Raw genomic sequence first — 22,334 nt, 5'->3', positions numbered from 1 at the left:
TTTACACAATCAATTAGTTATAAAATAACATTACATGCTTAATATACACAATTTATCGGTTTCTTTTGGTGGTACTTATTTATTCGAAGAGGTAACTTTTCGTTTAGGTGCCGGAGATCGTGTTGGACTTGTCGGGAAAAACGGTGCTGGAAAATCTACAATGCTTAAAATGCTGGCAAGAGATTTTGCTCCTGATTCCGGAGTTATTTCTCAGGAGAAAGATATCCGAATGGGTTTCTTACGTCAGGATATTGATTTTGAACGCGGAAGAACAGTATTGGAAGAAGCTTATGAAGCCTTTACCGAAATAAAAGTTGTAGAAAAAAAACTAGAAGAAATCAATCATCAATTGGTTACCAGAACCGATTATGAAAGTGAAGAATACGGGCAAATCATCGAAGATTTATCTGATTATACACATCGTTTTGAACTTCTTGGAGGGTATAATTATGTAGGAGATACAGAGAAAATTCTTTTAGGACTTGGTTTTAAAAGAGAAGTTTTTAATAACCAAACCGAAACATTTTCAGGAGGTTGGAGAATGCGTATCGAATTAGCTAAATTATTGTTACAATCAAATGATGTTTTATTGCTGGATGAGCCTACCAACCACTTAGATATCGAAAGTATCATTTGGTTAGAAAGTTTCCTGCGCAATTATCCCGGAGTAGTCGTAATTGTTTCGCATGATAAAATGTTCCTTGATAATGTAACGAACCGTACAATCGAAATCTCTTTAGGAAAAGCATACGATTTTAATAAACCATATTCTCAATATTTAGAATTGCGTCACGAGATTCGTGAAAAGCAATTGGCGACTCAAAAAAATCAAGCTAAAAAGATTGAAGAAACAGAAAAATTAATCGAAAAGTTCCGTGCAAAAGCTTCAAAAGCTTCAATGGCGCAATCGTTGATTAAAAAGTTAGATAAAGTAGAAAGAATCGAAGTTGACGAAGACGACAATTCTGTAATGAATATTTCGTTTCCGGTTTCAAAAGAGCCAGGAAAAGTTGTAGTCGAAGCTGAACATGTTACTAAAGCTTACGGAGATAAAGTTATTTTAAAAGATATCGATTTGTTAGTAGAACGCGGAAGTAAAATTGCTTTTGTGGGTCAAAACGGACAAGGAAAATCGACTTTTATTAAAGCAATTGTAAACGAATTTGAATACCAGGGAAATATCAAGCTAGGACATAATGTTCAATTAGGTTATTTTGCTCAAAATCAGGCAGAATATCTTGATGGCGAAATCACTTTGCTGCAAACTATGGAAGATGCTGCCACAGACACTAACCGTTCGAAAGTGCGTGATATGTTGGGTTCATTTTTATTCCGCGGAGACGATGTAGAGAAAAAAGTAAAAGTACTTTCAGGAGGTGAACGTAACCGTTTGGCACTTTGTAAATTATTATTGCAGCCAATCAATGTTTTGTTGATGGATGAGCCTACGAATCACTTGGATATTAAATCCAAAAACGTTCTGAAAGCCGCACTTCAAAAATTTGGTGGTACTTTATTATTGGTTTCTCACGATAGGGATTTCCTGCAAGGAATGTCGAATATTGTTTATGAATTTAAAGACCAGAAGATAAAAGAATATTTAGGCGACATAAACTATTTCTTAGAACAACGCAATCTTGAGAATATGCGTGAAGTCGAGAAAAAAGATGTTGCTAAAGCCGCAGCTCCAAAAGAAAGCAACAAAACATCCTACGAAGATCAGAAAAAAGGTAAGGCACTACAAAATAAATTAAGCAAGGTCGAAAGTCAGATCAAACAATTAGAGCGAGACATTCAGCACGACGATAAGTTGCTGGCTTCTAATTATGACAAGCATATTGAGGATGCTTCATTTTTTACAGCTTATAACAAAAAGAAAAGTGATTTAGACCAATTGCTTCTGGACTGGGAAGTTGTTCAGGAAGAGATTGATAATTTTACTGCTTAAATTTAGTTTTCAGTTTCAGTCACAGTTTACATAGGCCATTGGCAAAATTCAAAACTTTGACAATGGTTTTTTTGTTTCAGGAGCTAATCCAGCTTTTCGTTTCAAGTCCTCACAAAAAAAATGCATTTCTAATGTTGCAAAAAGAGCTTCTTTCAGTCGCTTTTTTTCAACAAGAAATGCAATTTTTTTTGCTCCGGGCTTTCCCTCTTCAATCTGGGCTAGTAGTAGCAGTTTTCAGTCACAATATTCAATCACAGTTTTCAGTTTTAGATTTGTTCAGTTTTCAGTTTACAAATTTTTCGCAATGACAAAAACAAGAATAAAAACCTGCGAAAACCAGTTAAAACCCGCGTCATACGCGTATCAATCTGCGCAAACCTTAAATAATCCCAATAGATTTAGAATGCATAATCGCCTCACTGCTGTTTTTATAATAACAAACAGAAACCTCTAAAGCTTCTAAATTCTTCATGATTTTTTTTGTTGCTTCTTTTTGGTGTTTGCCGGTTTGCCTGATATAAACTGCTTTTACGGTGACAGGGAATATTTTGCATATTCGTTCGTATAAAACAGGATCATGTTGAGAATCATCTCCCAGTAAAACATATTTAAGATTTGGATAAAATTCTAAAACGTGCTTTATTTTGTCAAACTTATGATCGTGATTTCCGCGTCCGCTCATGAAGAAATCTGTGATTCCTCTTTTAATATCTTTCAATAAAATTACGGCTCTTGGCAGGTTGTGTATTTTAGTAAATTTTACAATAAACCGATACAAATTCCATTCACTGCTTGAAACATAAAAAAAAGCATTTTCTTCTTCCTTATTGTTTCTTCCTGCAGAGCTTAAAGCTTGATAATGCGGTACAACATCTGTAAATACTTTGCGGTCATTTACATTTTTAAAAAGGAGGATGTAGATTTTTTTAAAGAAATTCTGAGTATGCGAAATCAGAAACGTATCATCAATATCAGATATGATTCCTAGTTTTCCTTTGTGAGGCCTTATAAAACTGCCTTTTTCGGTTATGGTTTCATTATTATCTTTTATGCTTACTTCGTATTCCATCCAGCCAAAATTAGTTTCTGTTTCAAGCGGAATACAAAATTTAAAATATCCGTCGTCTAATGTTTTGGTATGAATTTCCTGATTACCGCATTTTAAATAAATATCAAAATTCTCGAGTGTTTTTATTCTGAACTGATTTATAATTGAACGTGCATTTTTTAAGTTTTTCTTCTGGAAATCATAATCATACGTTCTTTTAAAAACATGCCCCATTACAATTAATTCTTCTTCATTGGCATAACCCCGATATAATTGTAAAATTGGTTTCATTAATTGCGTATATTTATAGATAGATGCTGTAAATTAATTATTTTAATTGACTTTAAAAATAAAACTTTGAAAAAGAATATCATATTTGTTGTAAACCCTATTTCCGGAGACCTTGATAAATCAAATTTAATTGAAGCTGTTGAGGAGTTTGCAATCACAAACAATTTTGATCTGGAAGTTTATGAAACTACAGGTAAAAGTGATCAAAAAGAAATACAATCACTATATAATCAATATCATCCGGAACGAATTATTGTAGCCGGTGGAGACGGAACCATAAAAATGGTTGCCGAAGCCATGGAGGAATTTGATGTAATTATTGGTATTTTGCCTGCTGGCTCAGCCAATGGTTTATCTGTTGATCTTAATTTACCAAATACTATTGAAGAGAACCTGAAAACAGCTTTTCTTAGTCGTTATATCGAAATGGATATGATTTGTATCAACGGTAAAAAAAGTATTCATTTAAGCGATATTGGTCTCAATGCTGATTTGGTTAAGAATTATGAAGAAAGTAATCTAAGAGGATTTTGGGGATATGCTTTGCAAGCTTATAATACACTGGTAGATTCTAATGATCCTTTTGTTGCAACAATTACCGCGAATAAAGATACTGTTGTACATACGGCAAGAATGATTGTCATTGCGAATTCTCAGAAATACGGAACTGGTGTAACCATCAACCCGAATGGTTCAATGAACGATGGAAAATTTGAATTGGTGATCTTAAAAAGCCTGGATCTACTATTACTCGGAAAAATTATTACAGGAAATATGCCTATTGATTCAGACGATATAGTAATTATTTCGACAGAGAAAGCCACCATAAAAACAGATTATCCGGTTAATTTTCAGATTGATGGAGAATATTGTGGTGCTCAAACTTCGTTAGAAATTCATATTTTGCACAAGCAGATGAAAATCGCGGTGCCATAGTTCGCTTTTCTATTAATTATTTAATATTTCGCCCCTATGGGGCTTTATATTTCTATAAATATTGCACTCCTACGGAGCTACTTTGAGAATTAGCCCTGGAAGGGCTTAATATTTATAGAAAATTAGACAGCAATATATAATAGCTCCGTAGGAGCGATATTGAGTTTCTCTATTTGTAAAAAGCTATTTATTTAAAAGGATTTCTTTCCTGCCACTCCGTTTTAGGCTCAAGATAATTAAATAATTTGGCAATGTTATGGTTGATCAAAGCATTGCTGTGCGTAATTAATCCATACATTTTCAGGGGTTTTGCACCAACAGAACTTTTTATTTCAAGTGCAGTACGGGCAAAAACAATGTCGGAGAAACCCTGATTTATTGAGTATGCAATCATGTCGTATAACATGTTTAGATATAACATTTTTTCACGCTGAATCGTTTCATCATAACCTAAAAAGTAGGTGTCCATTATGGTTCCGTTTTTAATCAGCGTATTGAAACCTATCAGTTTTTCGTCTAAAAAATAACCATAAAATAAGAAATCATCTTTCATTATTTCTTTAAAAAAGCTAAAGTGATTTCGAGCTAAGAAAAAAGTATTGAAAGGTGCATTTTTAGCTACATGAAAGTATAATTCATAAATAACATCTTCATACTTTTTAATATCAGCCAATGACATTTTTTGTTTCTTGATTCCGTCTGCTTTTTTTCTGGCACGTTTATACTGATCCCTATATTTTTTTGATAAAGCATCAATGTAATCCTGTTCTGATTTCCAATTTTTATTGATTTCAAAAATCATATTGGGTTGAGTCGAAAACGTATAATTGTTTTTAAATTCAGCTTGTAATGGTTCTATTTCTGTCGCAGTAAAATCTTTTATGCTTGTAATATGGACTTTTTTTCCGGTTGCTTTCAAGTCTTTCTTAAGCTGATTAATTGCTTTATGAAGTGTTTTAAATGCCTTTGCCTGCTTGATACCTGCGTCAAAAGCAAATGCATTTTGTCCCGTAAGCATATTGTTGCCAACGAAAAGTACATGTGAGGCAAAATTTTTGAAAGCAAAATTACGTACAGAAGTTTTTAAACACTGATCGCGTTCTCCAAACGATTCCAGTTTTTCTGCAAATAAAAATTGAGTTAAGACAATCCCGACAAGTTTATCTTCGTTGAAAATCCCAATAAAATGGCAAATCATATTTACCGGACAAGAGTTTTCAAGTACTTCGAGATATTCTCTGGTCAAAAAAATATTATCTACAGCCAGCGAATTCCATTCTAAAGGCAGTAATGACGTGCTGTTGTAAATTTGAAAAGAATATGTTGTATTCAAAAGTGTGAGCTAATTTTTTCAAAATTAGGTATTATTTATAATAACTTACTTCCTTTAAGTTATTATTAAGAAAAACCCGCCTGTGTTTAAGAGTCAAACGGGTTTCTGATTGTTTATTATTATGCGTATGCACATATAATTCCGCCCATTAGAGTTAGGGTTAAAATCCAATATCCGGCATTTATAAAAATATATTTCCATGATCTTCTTTCAAACAAACCATTAATGGCTAACATTGGAAAGGCGAAAAACAAGCCTGATATAAAACCATGAAGAGCTCCGTGTTTAAAAGTGCGATAAGCTGTTCCGTAATCTGCCATAAAAGCTGCAAAAGATGGTTTTGCACTTGCAATGAGAGGTGGTCCGCCTACCATCCCGACTGCACCGGACTGATGAATTGTTAATGCCGAAATGACCATTGTCATCATTAAGGAAAAGATATACGTTAACCCGAAAATTTTAATCATATTTCCGTTTCGTAGCGCCTCTTGGGTTAATCCGGATTCTCTCATCCAGATGGTTCCAAAAACTTTAGGGTTGTACCAGATAAAACCGGTAACAAGAGTAATTAATGCTGAAGCAAAAAATGGTAAAAAATTCATTTCCATGTGATTAGGTTTTTAGATTAGTGAATCAAATTTAAGAAAAAAATGTAAAAACTTGATTTATTTTAAAGCCGTAATTCAGTATAGTTTTTTTATACCTGAAATTTAATATTGAAAGAAAAAAAGATTATAATAATTTAAGCTGTATTTTTTAACGATTTACTTTTTTTTCATAACTTTAATTCTTCAATTTGCATAATATCCAAATTGAATGAAAAATAATCTAACCTTTTTAATAACAAAATTATGGTAGTACAATATCAAGGTGAACAGCACGGAAAATCTACAACATTTACAATAAGAATTATAGGAAACAATTTGTCTAAAAGCAGCTCTAATTACCAAATTGATTTATTGATTGGCGACAAACAATTGCCAATTTTTACAACATCAATTCATCAGAGTTTATCAAATTGTTTAAAAGAAATCTATCTTTTTAGAAAACATAACGGAATAAAATTCAATGCTTCTTCAGAGAAAGTTGCGCCAACTTTAGTTCCTTATGATTTAGTTTTATACAATTATAATAAAGGAGCTTTATTTATGGCATAAGCCAAATTTACTCTGTTTAAATATTTAAAAAAAAGACTTTTCTTAATTGAAAGGTCTTTTTTTTTGATTTGTATTTTTTAGGATTGAAGGTTAAAATTAAGTTTTGGCTGATGCATAGTATGTTTTTTTACTTTATCAGATCAAAAAAACAAATTTTCATCAATAAGATATAAGCAAGAATATCTTAATTTTAAACGTAAATTTTTAAAGCCTTTGCAGTAGGCTGAAAGCTTAAAAAGCAATAGCATAGTGCACCGCACTATGAATTAAATTAAAAGTTATATTGCCCTGAAAGGGGGAAAGCAAATAGGTAAAATACTATGTAGTATATATTGAGTGTTTCTTTTATGATTAAGCTTTCACCCTTACAGGGTTAAAATATCAATCATTTTTCCTTCATAGTGCTTCGCACCATGCTATTGCTAAGGCTCTTTCAGAGCTTTTAAGTTGCTTTTTATCAGATGGTTATGTTTTGTAAACAAGCAATCAAAAATACGTAGACATATAAATCCAGTCATATACGTTCCTATTTTTCTTGTAAAATTTGCTGAACTATGCAAATAAAACAATCAGATAGTATGGAAGCAAATGACATTAAAACTTTAGAAGATCTAAGAATATTAAACGCCCGTTATTTCAACAACATTAATTCATCAACTGATAAAACAGGAATATATACGGCTAAAATTAAGTTTTTAAATTATTTTGAGTTGGGTTGTGCCATTACTGACTTATTAAGATTATGCATTTTGGCTATAGACCACGAAGCGCATATAATTTCTGATACAAATAAAAATGCTATAAACGTGGCGCTTATGTTAGAAACTGCACTTGAAATGTTTCCTTTGGATGAGTTTGAATTGTTAAGTGAACTTAATGAAATTCTAATTGCCGATTCTCAAAATATAAAGGAATAATGTATTGAATAAATCTGTTTATCTGAAGTTTTTTATTTAAAGTGGAAGATATTATTTGTCTAATTTTTTTGACTATTTAAAGGAGAAAAACCCATAATTCCCGATTTTTTCTCCTTTGGGTAATTCCATTTCATAAATTTTATTATGTTTGCTAAATCGATTTAGCAATTCTTGAAATTTTCTTTAATTATGAAAAATATACTCTTAACGTTCTTCTTTATTATTATTTCTACTGCATTTATAAATGCTCAGGAACTTAAATCTCCTGATGGAAACTTGACTTTGAAATTTGCGTTGAACAAAGAAGGTGCACCAACATATTCTTTGAATTTCAAGAACAAAGAAGTGCTTAAAGAAAGTAAATTGGGTTTTATTTTAAAGTCGGATATTGTGCTGAATAAAGATTTTCAGATAGCAGCAACAAAGTTTAAGTCAGAAAATAATGCATGGAAACCGGTTTTAGGAGAACAAAAAGAAATACAAAATCAATACAATGAACTAAGGGCTGATCTTGTACAGGAAAAAAGCAAACGAAGACTATCTATTTATTTCCGATTGTTTAATGATGGTTTAGGTTTTAGATATGAATTCCCGATACAGGATAATTTGCGTCACTTTATCATTCAAGATGAAACAACGGAGTTTAACTTAACCGGAGATCATAAGCTTTTCTGGATTCCGGGAGATTACGATACAAACGAATATAGTTATACAACATCAAAAATATCCCAGATGCAGGCTTTGGTTTACAATGCTACACATGTGCCGCTTGCAGCGCAATCAACGATTAAAAATCTGGCTACGCAAACGCCTTTGATGATTAAAACAACCGATAATCTTTATATTAATATTCATGAAGCAGCCCTGAAAAATTATCCTGCAATGTGTCTTAATGTCAATGATAAAAATTTTTCGCTGAGTTCTCATCTGGTTCCTGATGCGGTTGGTAATAAAGGATATATTCAAACGGGTAGTTTTACACCTTGGCGAACTGTTGTAGTAAGCGATGATGCGAGAAATATTCTGGCTTCAAAAATGATTTTAAACTTAAACGAGCCATGCACTTTTGATGATACTTCCTGGATTAAACCATCAAAATACATAGGTGTTTGGTGGGAATATTTTACCGGAGGTGGTTCTACATGGGCATATTCAGACAATCAGGATGTGGTTATTGGCGCAACAGATTTCTCTAAATTAAAACCAAATAATACGCACGGAGCCAATACCAAACATGTAAAGGAATATATTGATTTTGCAGCATCAAATGGTTTCAATGCTGTTTTGGTAGAAGGGTGGAATGAAGGTTGGGAAGACAATACGGCTTTCAAAAAAGAACATATTTACAGTTTTACAAAAGCATATCCGGATTTTGATGTAAAAGATCTTAGTGATTATGCCAGTAAAAAGAACGTGAAAATTATCATGCATCACGAAACAACATCATCGACTGCTGAATATGAGCGACAATTAAATGATGCCTTAAATTTCATGGTCGATAATAATTATAATGCTGTAAAAACCGGATATGTTGGGCCAATTATCCCCAGAGGAGAACATCATGACGGACAGCAAATGGTGAACCATTATACCTATGTGGCAAAAGAAGCTGCTAAACATAAAATTATGGTAGATTCTCATGAAGCCGTTCGACCTACGGGTTTGCACAGAACATATCCTAACTGGTTTGCGCAGGAATCAGCGCGCGGAACTGAGTTTGAATCTATGGAAGGAATTCATCCGGATCACACTACAATTTTGCCTTTTACACGATTAATGGGAGGTCCGATGGATTATACACCAGGGATTTTTCAGGGAGATTTATCCGTTTATGGATCTAAAAAGAATAAGTTGAGCACAACCCTTGTCAAACAATTGGCATTGTATGTTACGATGTACAGTCCGTTGCAAATGGCAGCTGATCTACCAGAGAATTATATCCGTTTTAATGATGCTTTTCAGTTCATAAAAGATGTTGCACTCGATTGGGATGAAACTTATATTCTTGAAGCAGAGCCAGGTGATTATATTACAATCGCCAGAAAAACAAAAGGAAAACAAGAGTGGTTTGTAGGCGGAATCACTGACGAAAATGCACGTATTGCTACAATTGATTTTAGCTTTCTTCCTGCAGGGAAATCATATACAGCAACAATTTATGAAGACGGAAAAACGGCAGATTACAAAACCAATCCGCAATCCTACAATATTCGAAAAGTGAGTGTAAACAGTAAAACCAAAATAAAACAAAAATTAGCTTCAAGCGGCGGTGTTGCTATTTCTATAAAATAAATTCTTTGAGAAATGGCACGCGGATGACGCAGATTCGCTAAAGCGAAAACACGGATGAAAACGGATTTTCTCTTCTAGTATTGGCTAAAAAAAAAACTGCTTGATCTGCTAAATCTGCGAGAGAAAAGTTTGAGAAATGGCACGCGGATTACATAGATACGCTAAAGCGAAAAACACGGATAAAAACGTATTTTTTCTATTGTTTTTTAAATCTGCTTAATCTGCCAAATCTGCGAGAGAAAAAGTTTAGCCACAGATTAAAAAGATTAAAACGGATTTTTTTTATTGCTGTTTGATAAAAAATCTGCGAGAGAAAAATTAGTAACAGATTAAACACGTTTATTATTTAAATGAGTCAAAATAATTCGTGAAAATTCGTGTAATTAGTGGCAAAATGCAAAATCGATATTAATTTAAAAACATAAAAATGAGCATAAAAATTTATCCTTTACAATTTGAACCAATTCTGAAAGACAGAATTTGGGGTGGCGAAAAATTACAAACAGTTCTTAATAAACCAATCACATCTAAAATTACCGGCGAAAGTTGGGAATTATCTACTGTAGAAGGTGATGTGAGCGTAGTTGCCAACGGAGAATTGAAAGGAAAATCATTAACAGAATTAATTAATGAGTCACCAAATGAAATTTTAGGAACCAAAGTTTATGAGCGATTTGGAAATCAGTTTCCTTTATTGTTTAAATACTTAGACGCACGTGAAGATTTGTCGATACAAGTTCATCCTAATGATAAATTGGCAAAAGAACGTCATAATTCTTTTGGTAAGACAGAAATGTGGTATGTAATGCAGGCTGATCAGGATGCAAGGATTATTGTAGGGTTTAAAGAAGATTCAAGCAAAGAAGAATATCTTGAAAATCTAAACAATAAAAGCCTGGTTTCTATTCTTGATGATGTAAAAGCAAAAGCCGGCGATGTTTTCTTTTTAGAAACAGGAACCGTTCATGCGATTGGTGCAGGATTGGTTGTTGCAGAGATTCAGCAAACATCTGATATTACGTATCGTTTGTATGATTTTGACAGAGTAGATGCTCAGGGAAATAAAAGAGAATTGCATGTTGATTTAGCACTTGATGCTATCAATTACAATAAAGTAGATACACATAAAAAATACGAAAAAGAGATAAATCAATCAAATGTAATTGTAGATTGTCCTTATTTTACAACCAATTTTGTTCCGCTTGACGGAAAGATTGAAGGAAGTAAAAATGGAGAAACTTTTACGGTGTATATGTGTATCGAAGGTTCTTTTGAGCTTAGATATGGAAATGTAACCTATCAATATAAAAAAGGAGATACTGTTTTGATTCCTGCTGATATTCGCAGCTATGTTTTAGAAGGTTCAGCATCAATTTTAGAAGTATATATCTCGTAAATTTTTCTACTAAAGAAAAGAGTCGGAGCGTTTGTTTTATAAATTCTCCGACTTTTTTTTATCCAATAAAAGATTATTCAGACTAAAAAGGAAAAAGAGAATAGAATTATAAAAAACGATTAATATCGAAATTACCTATAATTGCTGATGATTGTATTTAGAATTAGCTTTAAAAAAATGATATGTTTAAAAAAATAATTACAAAATCGTTTTAGTAATTATTTTTATTTATATTTGTGATATAATTAATAACAGCTTAATAAAAAATTAACTCCCCGGATGAAAAAGATTACTATTAAAGACATTGCCACAGAGGCTCAAGTGTCTATATCTACTGTATCTTTTGTCATTAACGATAAAGGCGAGAAAATGGGAATCAGCCCGGCAGTAATTAAAAAAGTACAGCAAGTTGCTGAAAAACTTAATTATAGACCTAGTATGATTGCTACAAGTCTTAGAACCGGAAAGACAAGATCTATTGGGTTAATTGTCGAAGATATTTCGAATCAGTTCTTTGCAGATCTTGCCAGAGTTATTGAAGATGAGGCCAAGAGTATTGATTATAGGGTTTTTTACTGTAGTACAGGTGGAGATGACGGACGTTCTCAAGAGTTGATACATAGTCTTTTGCAGGCAAATGTAGACGGTTTTATTATTACGCCAACTGAAAATTTAGAAGACAGTATTGATCTTCTTTTAAAACTGAAAAAACCCGTGGTCTTAATCGACAGGTATTTTCCGGGACAAAGAGTAAGTCATGTCGTAATGGATAATTATGAAGCGTCTAATACAGCTACAAAATTTATAATTGACAAAGGGTGTAAAAACATCGCAGTTGTTAATAATGAGTCAGAGATGATTCAGATGAAGTTAAGAGAAGATGGTTGTCGTGATGCCTTAAAAGAAGCCGGTATTTATAATGAATCGCTCGTGCTTCATATGGATTACTATAGTAATGAAGAAACCAGAATTGCAAAAATAGCCGGTTTTTTAGAAAAAAATCCAAATATTGATGCTGTTTTATTCTTAACAAATTATATGGGGCTGGCAGGTCTTCAGGCTTTTAAACAAATGAAAATCAGGATTCCTGAAGATATTGCAGTTATTAGTTTTGATGATCATGACAGTTTTAAACTGCATACACCGGCAATTACGGTTGTAGCACAGCCTATTGAAGATATTGCTGTTAAATCGATACAATTATTGATGAGTCAGATGACAGATATGGGAAAATTTCAAGTAGAAAAAAGTCTTAAAAAAGGCAAATTGATTGTTAGGGAATCGGTTTAATTTTTAGATAATAAGCAGAATAAAAAAGAAAAGAAACGTTTCGTTTTTTTTTACTCATTTTACTAAATCGTTTTAGTAAAATTTAGACAAAGCAAACTGATAATCAGTTATTTTTTTGAACAGTTTACTATATCGATTTCTTGAAATCAGGGCACAAATATATTGCTATAAAAAGATAGTATTTAAAGATGGAGATCTTAAAATACCATATTAAAATTGAGTTCAAATTTTTATTAATTTTTTAAAAACAATCACGTTAAAACAAAATCAAAACAAATAACCAAAAAAAAATGCTTATGAAACGAATATTGGCAGTGTTAGGAATGGTATTGTTGAGCAGCTTAGGTGCTGTTGCACAAAACCGATTAATAACAGGCATAGTGGCTGATGCAGAGAACAAGGGAATTGTTGCTGCATCGATAGAGGTTCAGGGAAAACCGTTTAGTGCAATTACAGATGCGGAAGGCCGATTTAAAATGAATGTTCCGGAAGGAAAGGTAACATTAAACGTATCTTCTATAGGTTTTGCATCAAAATTAGTGGTGCTTCAGGAAAATGAAAACAGAGTTGCTGTTGTCCTGATCGAAAACACACAAGAACTAAAAGATGTTGTAGTGACCTCATTTGGTGTTAAAAAACAAAAGAAAAGTTTAGGTTATGCCGTTGGAGAATTAAAAGGAGACGAGCTGACCAAGAATAAAGAAATTAACTTAGGAAATGCCCTTCAGGGAAAAATTGCCGGAGTTAATGTTTCTGCACCGGTTTCAGGACCTTCAGGTTCCAGCCGTGTTGTAATTCGTGGAGCAACATCGGCTTCCGGTCTTAACCAGCCTTTGTATGTTGTAGATGGTATCCCGATTGATAATAGTCAACAAGGAAATGCCGGAATGTACGGAGGAGCTGATAAAGGAGATGGTATGTCTTCTTTCAATCCGGATGATATCGCTTCGATGTCAGTACTTAAAGGTAGTGCCGCTTCTGCACTTTACGGATACAGAGGATCAAACGGTGTTATCTTAATTACAACTAAAAAAGGAAAAAGCGGAACAGGAATTGGAGTAGATTTTAGTACAAATTCTACCTTCAATACACCGGCAACTCTTTTACACTGGCAAGATCAATACGGAGCGGGAGCGCCTGTAAATGGTGTTGCAACAAGATTTGCAAACGCACAGGAACTTGGAGATTCTTACTATTTCGCATGGGGAGATAAATACGACGGAACTCCGTCTCTTGGTATTGATGGAATTACAAGACCATATCAGGCTTACGGACAGGATAACGTTAAAAACTTCTACAGAACCGGATATTCTTTCAGTAATACTTTAGCAATTTCCGGAGGAAATGAAACAACTAATTTCAGGTTATCTTTTGGAAATACGAAAGACGAATCTATTTTGCCCGGAACTAACTTTGGAAGAAATAACGTGACTTTAAGTTTAAATTCGGCACCAAACAAAAAGGTAAGTATCGAGACAAACGCACAGTATATTTCTGAGAAAAGCCATAACAGACCTTATTTGAATGATTCTCCAAGAAACCCATCTTTTCCGGTTACTTTTATGACTCCGGGAACAGATATCAGATGGATCAACAATGCATATGATGAAAATGGAGGAGAAGCAGATTATTTTCAATCAAATGTATATCAGACAAATCCCTACTTTGCAACGCAGGAAACCCTGAATAACGATCTTAGAAAACGTTTTATAGGTTCTGCGAAAGTAAATTATAATATTACCGATAAAATTTACGCAAAAGCTGTATTGGGTATTGATGATATTAATTATGAATTTACAGAGATTGAACCAACCGGAATTAACTATGCACCGGGTGGAGCTTATGAAAACACAGTTCAAAACCGTTCTGAGTTTAATGCTTCAGGTTATTTAGGATACAAAGGCGATATCGTAAAAAATCTTTCTTTGGATGCTTTTGTTGGAGCAAACCGTCAGGATAACAGAATGAGTGGTATTAAAATGAGAGGAAATAACTTTATTGTTCCGTTCAAGTATTTTTACGCAAACACTCAGCCTGTAAAAACAGAAAAATTATTTTCTGAAAGCGAAGTAAATTCACTTTTTTATTCAGCAGATTTAGGATATAAAGATTTCTTGTATGTTAGTTTAACAGGCCGTGAAGATTGGTTTTCAACTTTAGATCCGGCAAATAACAGTACTTTTTACCCATCTGTGAGTACAAGTTTTATTTATTCTGAAATAGTTAAATTACCGGAATGGATGTCTTATGGTAAAATTAGAGCAGGTTGGGGTAACGTTGGTGGAGCTTTGCCGGATGCGTATGCTTTATCATTAACGTATACTGCGCCAGATGGACAAACTGATTCGCAAGGACAACCAATTTTGGGTGTTAATGGAGAAACAGTTCCAAACAAATTCTTAAAACCTTATAATGTAAGTACAATCGAATTTGGTTTTGAAAATACATTTTTCAACAATAGATTAAGTACAGATTTGACTTTTTACCAAAAAAGAACAACGAATGATATTGCTGATGCTGATATTTCTAAAGCTTCAGGTTACAGAACTACAAAAATCAATGTGGGAGAAATCCTGAATCAGGGTGTAGAATTTGCTGTAAATGTAAAAGCAGTAAAAACACCTAGTTTTAGCTGGAGTGTTGGTTACAATTTTGCCTACAACAAGAGTGAAGTTGTTAATCTTTCTGATAAAATTCCAACAAAATTGTTAGATGATAACAGAGATGCAAGAGCTTCTGTAGTATTAGAAAAGGGACAGCCTTTTGGTGTAATCAAAGCTTATGATTATTTAAGAGATACAAACGGAAACATTGTACTTGATCCAAGCGGTAAATTCCTTAGAGGAAACTTAATTATTGCAGGACAAGGTGTTGCGCCAACTTCAATGGGACTTTCAAATGATTTCTCTTATAAAAACTTCACACTTTCTGTTTTTGTAGATGCTAAATTTGGAGGAGAAATTTATTCTGCAACAAATCAATTAGGAATGCGTTACGGATTATCTGAAGCTTCACTTGCTGGTCGTGAAGGCGGAGTTGCTGTTTCAGGAACTGATACAAACGGAAATCCTGTAAACACAACCGTTTCTGCATATGATTACTGGAGAAGTTATAGCGATGTAACATCAAATTTTGTATACGATGCTGATTTTGTGAAGTTAAGATCTATTTCTTTTAGCTATAATTTTCCAAAATCGTATATCGAAAAAACACCTTTCCAATCGATTAGTTTAGCATTCTCTGCTCATAATTTATGGACAATTTATGACAAAGTGCCAAATATAGATCCAGAGTCAAACTATAATAATAGTAATGCTCAGGGACTTGAAAGAGCTTCTATGCCTTTGACAAGAAATTATGGTATAACACTTAATGTCAAATTCTAATAATAAAAAAGATGAAAAATAGATATATTAAAATATTTTGTGTCGCAATTGTTAGTGCAATGACATTAGCATCATGCGATAAAGGATTCGAAGAAATGAATACGAATCCAAATGCCTTAACAGAACCTGCAGTAAAATCGATGTTTACATTAGCTGAGATTTATGTTGACGGTCAGGATTTTTCAAATACAAGAGGAAATAATATTTATGCCGCACAAATCGTACAGCAATTTTCTTCACCAGGAGGAGCGGGTTCAAAATACACCTATTCTTCTGAATATTCAGCTGCCCTTTTTGGGGAATCTTATGGAAAAGGATTGAACCAGATTTATCAGTTAATGTCGGTTTTGCCAAACAATGATGAAAATTCAAATGCAATTCAGGCTTTAAGAATCATGAAAGTTTTAATGTTTCAAAAACTAACAGATACTTATGGAGAAGTTCCTTATTTTGAAGCAGGAAAAGGATATAATGGAAATATTTTTACCCCAAAATATGACACTCAGGAAGCTATTTACAATGACCTTTTAAAAGAATTGGACGAAGCCGGAACAGCATTAGATGCGAACAAAGGTTTTGTTGGTGCAGCAGATTTGTATTACCAAAGTGATGTTGCCAAATGGAAAAAATTAGCCAACTCCGTAATGCTTAGAGTAGCCATGCGTTTGTCTAAAGTAAATCCGGCCAAAGCTAAGGAATATGTAGAAAAAGCAGTTTCAAAAGGTGTTTTTGCTTCAAATGATGATAGCCTTGTTTTAAAACATGATTCAGGTCCACAGGGAGTTAGAACGAATCCTATCACATCTTCGTGGGTTACAAATGATTTGAACGGAGGAGAATCAAATATAAAATTCAGTAAAACATTTATCGATCAGTTGAAAAACAATAATGATCCACGTTTAAGAATCTATGCTAAATTAGAAGCAACAGGAGATAATAATCCGGCAAACCAACAAGGTCTTGCCAATGATGCTAAAGACTTTCCGGGTGGAGACAAAAAAGTTTTCTCAGACCCAAATACTTCTACAGTATTACGTTTAGATGCACCAACATTAATTATGTCATATGCTGAAGTTCAATATATATTGGCAGAAGCAGCTGTAAAAGGCTGGAACGTTGGCGGAAGTGCACAGCAGTACTATGATAACGGAGTAAAAGCAGCGATGGAAGTATTAACTATTTTTGGAGATAAAGTACCAGCGGTTACACCTGCTGAATACACTGCTTATATGACGGCTCATCCTTTTAAAATTGCTGGAACTGAGGCTCAAAAAATCGAACAGATTATCACTCAAAAATGGATTGTATTGTTGTTTAATGGTTTTGAAGCTTTTTCAGAATACAGAAGAACAGGATATCCGGTTTTAGTTCCTGTAAATGATCCTACGGGAGAAACAAACGGAACAATTCCGAGAAGATTAATCTACGATCAGTCTGAGCTTTTAACAAATGCAGATAATTACCAACAAGCAATAAGCCGTCAGGGATTAGACAGAATGACAACCAGAATCTGGTGGGATAAACAATAAATTTGGTTAGGTTAGTTAAAATAAGTCGGGAGGGAATACCTGTACCGCCCGGCTTATTTTTTAAAGATTCAGAGTTTCGAAGAAGAAAGAAGAAAGAAGAAAGAAGAAAGAGGAAAGATTAGGGAGACAAAGCTTTGCGCACTTTGCGGTTAATTTTTTTTATATTCAAAGGTTAAAAATCCGTTTAAATCCGTGTCATCCGCGTTACAATATCACTTGCAGTAAAAAAATAAAAAATGAAATATATAAAAAACTTTTATTGGGTAATATCTCTTTGTATTGCGAATTTCTCATTTGTAATCAATGCTCAAAGTATTGATATAAAAGAAGATTGGCAATATCGAGAAATAAAAACTGATAAATGGTATCCTGCAACCGTGCCGGGAGAAATTCATACTGATTTACTGAACAACAAAACAATACCGGATCCATTTTACAGAGACAATGAAAAAAAAGTTGCCTGGATCGAAAAGAAAGACTGGGAATATAAAACCACTTTTAAAATTGGTGCAGCAACATTAAAAAAGAAAAATGCAGAGTTGGTTTTTGACGGATTGGATACTTACGCAACCGTTTACCTCAACAATCAATTGGTTTTAAAAGCCGATAATATGTTTCGTCAATGGAGAGTTGATGTCAAAAAACTCATTAAATCCGGAAATAATGATTTGGTTGTCGTATTTAAATCGGCACAAAATGTAGTTGATTCACTCGCCAAAAAAGATTTTCCATTTGTGATTCCGGATAATCCGCGTGCCTATGTACGAAAAGCACAATATCATTTTGGATGGGACTGGGGACCAAAATTCACGACTTGCGGAATCTGGAAAACACCGCGATTAGAAGCATACGACGAAAAAACTCCAGAGAAACCATATGTACTCGATCGAAAAATAGAATTGGTGCAACAACCCGATAGCCTGGGTAAATCATTTTATTTTAAGATTGATGGAAAACCGGTTTATATGAAAGGCGCCAATTATATTCCGTCAGATGCATTTCTTTCGAGAGTAACCAAAAAAGAATACGAAAAAGTAATTGGTATGGCGAAAGATGCCAATATGAATATGCTTCGTGTTTGGGGAGGCGGAATTTATGAAGACGATTATTTTTATGATTTATGCGATAAAAATGGAATCTACGTCTGGCAGGATTTTATGTTTGCCGGAACAATGGTTCCCGGAGATGATGCTTTTTTTGATAATGTAAAAAAAGAAGTTCAGTATCAGGTAAAACGTTTACGCCATCATAAAAGTATTGTTTTATGGTGCGGAAATAATGAAATCGACGAAGCCTTTAAAGATTGGGGATGGCAAAAAAGTATGAAAATGTCTAAGCAGGATTCCACCAGATTATGGAAAGATTATGTTCGTTTGTTTCAGGACAGTATCCCGAAATGGGTAAAAGAAGTTGATACTAAACGTCCTTATATTAGCTCATCACCATTATTTCATTGGTCCAGAAAAGCCAGTATTACAGAAGGTGACAGCCATTATTGGGGAACCTGGTGGGGATTAGAAGATGTCGAAGCCGTACAGAAAAAAACAGGACGTTTTGTGAGCGAATACGGAATGCAGGCAATGCCAACTTATTCTTCTATAGAAAAATTTACACTGCCGGAAGACCACTATTTATATTCAGATATTTTGCAGGCGCATCAAAAAGCAGGAAAAGGATTCCTGAAATTAGATTCCTATTTAAACAGATATTTCATTGATTCGACTAAAATAAAGAAAATGAATGTTGAGGATTATAGTTACCTCACACAATGTTTGCAATATTATTCGCTTAAAAACATTATCGGTATTCACCGTTCAAAAGCGCCTTATAATATGGGAACTTTAGTCTGGCAGCTTAACGATTGTTGGCCAGTAGCAAGCTGGAGTGTAACCGATTATTATGACAGACAACCAAAAGCGGCTTGGTATGCCATGAAAGAAGCCTATCGAGATGATAAAACTCCCGAAATAGATCTCACGCGCCCGATAAATTTAACACTCGAAGATCCAAAAATTACTTGGGAAGTAAAAGGAAATAAAGTAGTTTTAAAAGCGTCAAAATTTGCCAAATATGTAAACGTTTCCATAAAAGGATATACCGGAAAATGGAGCGATAATTACTTCGACTTGAAACCCGGAGAAGAAAAAACAATCACGTTCGAAGGGAAAATCGCAAAACCGGTTTTAAAAGTTTACTCTTTGTATGAGGTTTTATCAAGGTACTAAGGTTTTAAGTTGCTGAGGTTCTGAGGTTTTTAGGAACAAAGGTTCAAAGAGACAAAGGTTTTCCGTAGAGGCGCACAGCAGTGCGTCTTCACTAAATATTAAAAATTAAATCTTTGCATACTTTGCGGTTAAATTTAAGTTCAAAGATTAAAAAATATCCGTGTAAATCAGTTTAACCCGTATCATCCGTGGCCCATAATTTACACAAGTCAAATAAAAATAATTAAAATGGTTACAAAATTCAAAAACATTGTTTTCGCTATAATTATGCTAAGTAGTTTAGCGGTAATTTCACAGGAAAAGAAAGCAAAACAAACAAGTTCAGATTATACTAAATACGTAGATCCATTGATAGGTTCTGCCGGACACGGACACGTATTTGTGGGCGCTAATGTTCCTTTTGGAGCCGTACAATTAGGCCCAGTAAATGTCTTTGAAGGTTGGGATTGGTGCAGCGGATACAACTATGCAAGTAATACAATTCTAGGATTCACACACACGCATTTAAGCGGAACCGGAATTGGAGATTTAAATGATATTTTATTATTGCCAGTTTCAGGAAAAGTGCCACTTACCAAAGGAACAAAAGAAGATATGGCAACGGGTTACGGTTCTTATTTCTCTCATAAAAACGAAGTAAGCAAAGCCGGATATTACAGCGTTGTATTAGATAAATACAAAATCAAAGCCGAGTTAACTGCCAGCGAAAGAGTAGGTTTTCATAAATATACTTTTAATACTACGACAGACAATCACGTTTTATTAGATCTTGCAGACGGAATAGGTTGGGATAAACCAGTAAAAACGTTCATCAAAAAAATCAACGAAACTACTCTTGTTGGATACAGATATTCTGCAGGTTGGGCAGCTGATCAGCGTATTTTCTTTACGATGGAATTCTCAGAGCCAATTTCAAATATAGCATTGTACGATGATAAATCAGCCGTTAAAGGAAACGAAGGTGAAGGACTAAAAATGAAAGCTGTTTTGGATTTTACAAATTTAAAAAACAAACAAGTTTTAGTAAAAGTGGGGATTTCTCCGGTAAGTTATGAGAACGCTTCTGCGAATATTAAAGCTGAGATTCCGGGTTGGGATTTTGATGCCGTTGCAAAAGAAGCGACTTCAAAATGGAATAAAGAATTGAACAAAATTCAAATCAAAGCAGATGACAAAACGACGAAAGTTTTTTATACCGCTTTGTATCACACCATGTTTGCGCCTTCAATTTTTAATGATGTAAACGGAGATTACAGAGGAACAGACAAGAAAGTTTACGAAAAAGCAAATTTTACAAACTACACCACTTTCTCACTTTGGGATACCTATCGAGGTTTGCATCCTTTATACACGATTACACAACCCAATAAAATTAACGATATTGTTAAGTCATTTTTGGCAATCTACGAACAACAAGGCAGATTACCGGTTTGGCATTTAATGGGCAATGAAACCAATACGATGAACGGAAATCACTCGATTGCTGTGATTGTAGATGCTTACATGAAAGGATATAGAGATTACGATACAGCATTGGCATACGAAGCGATCAAAAAAACAGCGATGCAAACGCGTGACGGAATGGATTATGTTCAAAAACTAGAATATATTCCGGCTGATAAAATGTTAGAATCTGTTGGTAATGCATTAGAATATGCCATCGATGATTATTGTGTGGCGCAAATGGCAAAATCTTTAGGAAAAACAGATGATTATAATTATTTCACTAAAAGAGCCAATTTATACAAATTGTATTTCGATAAAGAAACCACTTTCATGAGAGGAAAATTAACCGATGGTAATTGGAGAACACCATTTAATCCGCTTTCATCAGCGCATCGTAAAGACGATTATGTTGAGGGAAATGCGTGGCAATATACTTGGTTAGTTCCACAGGATCCGTATGGTTTAATTGAATTATTTGGAAGTGAAGATAAATTTTTAGCCAAATTAGATTCCCTTTTCTTAATCACAGATAAAGTAGAAGGAGAAGAAATTTCACCTGATATCAGCGGATTAATTGGTCAATATGCACAAGGAAATGAGCCAAATCACCATATCCCGTATTTGTATTCTTACGCAGGACAACCTTGGAAAACAGCAAAACTAATTCGCGAAATCGATGATAAATTCTACTCGACAAAACCTGACGGATTATGTGGAAATGAAGATTTAGGACAAATGTCGGCTTGGTATGTTTTCTCTTCAATGGGATTTTATTCGGTTAATCCGGCAAACGGGATTTATGTTTTAGGAAGTCCGTTGGTAAATACAGCAACAATTCATCATAAAGAAGGAATTTCGTTTACATTGAATGCAATCGATAATAGCAAAACAAACATCTACATTCAAAAAGCAGAATATAACGGAAAACCTTATACAAAATCATACATCACACATGATATGATCGCAAAAGGAGGAGAATTAAAATTGTTTATGGGAAGCAAGCCATCAACAACTTTTGGAGTAAAAAAAGAAGATAGACCTATTTAGATTTAAGATTTTAGAATATAGATTTTAGAGGTGGTTTTTTAGTCACAGTTTTCAGTTTTCAGATCACATTTTACAACACACAATTCACACAAA

The 22,334-nt window shown here is 33.9% G+C and carries 14 protein-coding genes; 11 read left to right on the top strand and 3 right to left on the bottom strand.

The annotated features are described in order from the left end of the window. Window positions 1–34 precede the first annotated feature (34 nt). Window positions 35–1,948, top strand: coding sequence for an ABC-F family ATP-binding cassette domain-containing protein (locus RC62_RS09400; RefSeq protein ID WP_055094839.1), 1,914 nt, complete (start codon window positions 35–37; stop codon window positions 1,946–1,948). A gap of 379 nt (window positions 1,949–2,327) precedes the next feature. Here RC62_RS09400 and RC62_RS09390 read toward each other — a convergent pair whose 3' ends face one another. Continuing rightward, window positions 2,328–3,287, bottom strand: a complete 960-nt coding sequence (locus RC62_RS09390) for an App1 family protein (RefSeq protein ID WP_055094836.1) — start codon at window positions 3,285–3,287, stop codon at window positions 2,328–2,330. A 66-nt stretch (window positions 3,288–3,353) separates the two neighbouring features. Here RC62_RS09390 and RC62_RS09385 point away from each other — a divergent pair, with 66 nt between their 5' ends. Then, window positions 3,354–4,223, top strand: a complete 870-nt coding sequence (locus tag RC62_RS09385; protein ID WP_055094834.1) for a diacylglycerol/lipid kinase family protein — start codon at window positions 3,354–3,356, stop codon at window positions 4,221–4,223. A 187-nt stretch (window positions 4,224–4,410) separates the two neighbouring features. On the opposite strand, the gene RC62_RS09380 is transcribed toward RC62_RS09385, so the two are convergent. Beyond that, window positions 4,411–5,556, bottom strand: coding sequence for a peptidogalycan biosysnthesis protein (locus tag RC62_RS09380; RefSeq protein WP_055094832.1), 1,146 nt, complete (start codon window positions 5,554–5,556; stop codon window positions 4,411–4,413). Window positions 5,557–5,675: 119 nt separating this feature from the next. Continuing rightward, the gene (locus RC62_RS09375; protein WP_055094830.1) at window positions 5,676–6,164 is read right to left on the bottom strand and encodes a DUF1761 domain-containing protein; all 489 of its coding nucleotides are present in this window, start codon (window positions 6,162–6,164) and stop codon (window positions 5,676–5,678) included. Window positions 6,165–6,407: 243 nt separating this feature from the next. Here RC62_RS09375 and RC62_RS09370 point away from each other — a divergent pair, with 243 nt between their 5' ends. The 9 genes from RC62_RS09370 (at window position 6,408) to RC62_RS09330 (ending at window position 22,241) form a co-directional block, all read left to right on the top strand. Then, window positions 6,408–6,713: a hypothetical protein gene (locus RC62_RS09370; RefSeq protein ID WP_055094828.1), complete on the top strand. Its 306-nt coding sequence runs from the start codon at window positions 6,408–6,410 to the stop codon at window positions 6,711–6,713. Between the two features lie 554 nt (window positions 6,714–7,267). After that, complete coding sequence (locus RC62_RS09365; RefSeq protein WP_245176805.1) at window positions 7,268–7,630, top strand: hypothetical protein; 363 nt, start codon at window positions 7,268–7,270, stop codon at window positions 7,628–7,630. 189 nt (window positions 7,631–7,819) lie between these two features. Beyond that, a complete protein-coding gene (locus RC62_RS09360) occupies window positions 7,820–9,922 on the top strand; it encodes a glycoside hydrolase family 97 protein (RefSeq protein ID WP_055094824.1) in 2,103 nt (700 codons plus the stop codon). A gap of 427 nt (window positions 9,923–10,349) precedes the next feature. Next, window positions 10,350–11,318 carry a type I phosphomannose isomerase catalytic subunit gene (locus RC62_RS09355; RefSeq protein ID WP_055094822.1) on the top strand — a complete coding sequence of 323 codons (969 nt, stop codon included), beginning with the start codon at window positions 10,350–10,352 and terminating at the stop codon, window positions 11,316–11,318. Between the two features lie 279 nt (window positions 11,319–11,597). After that, complete coding sequence (locus RC62_RS09350) at window positions 11,598–12,608, top strand: LacI family DNA-binding transcriptional regulator (RefSeq protein WP_055094820.1); 1,011 nt, start codon at window positions 11,598–11,600, stop codon at window positions 12,606–12,608. A gap of 296 nt (window positions 12,609–12,904) precedes the next feature. Then, window positions 12,905–15,994 carry a SusC/RagA family TonB-linked outer membrane protein gene (locus RC62_RS09345; protein ID WP_245176804.1) on the top strand — a complete coding sequence of 1,030 codons (3,090 nt, stop codon included), beginning with the start codon at window positions 12,905–12,907 and terminating at the stop codon, window positions 15,992–15,994. An 11-nt stretch (window positions 15,995–16,005) separates the two neighbouring features. Continuing rightward, window positions 16,006–17,523, top strand: coding sequence for a SusD/RagB family nutrient-binding outer membrane lipoprotein (locus RC62_RS09340; protein WP_055094817.1), 1,518 nt, complete (start codon window positions 16,006–16,008; stop codon window positions 17,521–17,523). Between the two features lie 236 nt (window positions 17,524–17,759). After that, window positions 17,760–19,748, top strand: a complete 1,989-nt coding sequence (locus RC62_RS09335) for a beta-mannosidase (protein ID WP_245176803.1) — start codon at window positions 17,760–17,762, stop codon at window positions 19,746–19,748. Between the two features lie 228 nt (window positions 19,749–19,976). Then, window positions 19,977–22,241, top strand: a complete 2,265-nt coding sequence (locus tag RC62_RS09330; protein WP_055094815.1) for a GH92 family glycosyl hydrolase — start codon at window positions 19,977–19,979, stop codon at window positions 22,239–22,241. Window positions 22,242–22,334 lie beyond the last annotated feature (93 nt).

It is taken from the genome of Flavobacterium aquidurense, from assembly GCF_001404985.1.
In the GTDB taxonomy this organism is placed as follows: Bacteria; Bacteroidota; Bacteroidia; order Flavobacteriales; family Flavobacteriaceae; genus Flavobacterium; species Flavobacterium aquidurense_B.
Note: the sequence above shows the minus strand (reverse complement) of the source record. Positions and strands in the feature narration are given on the sequence as shown.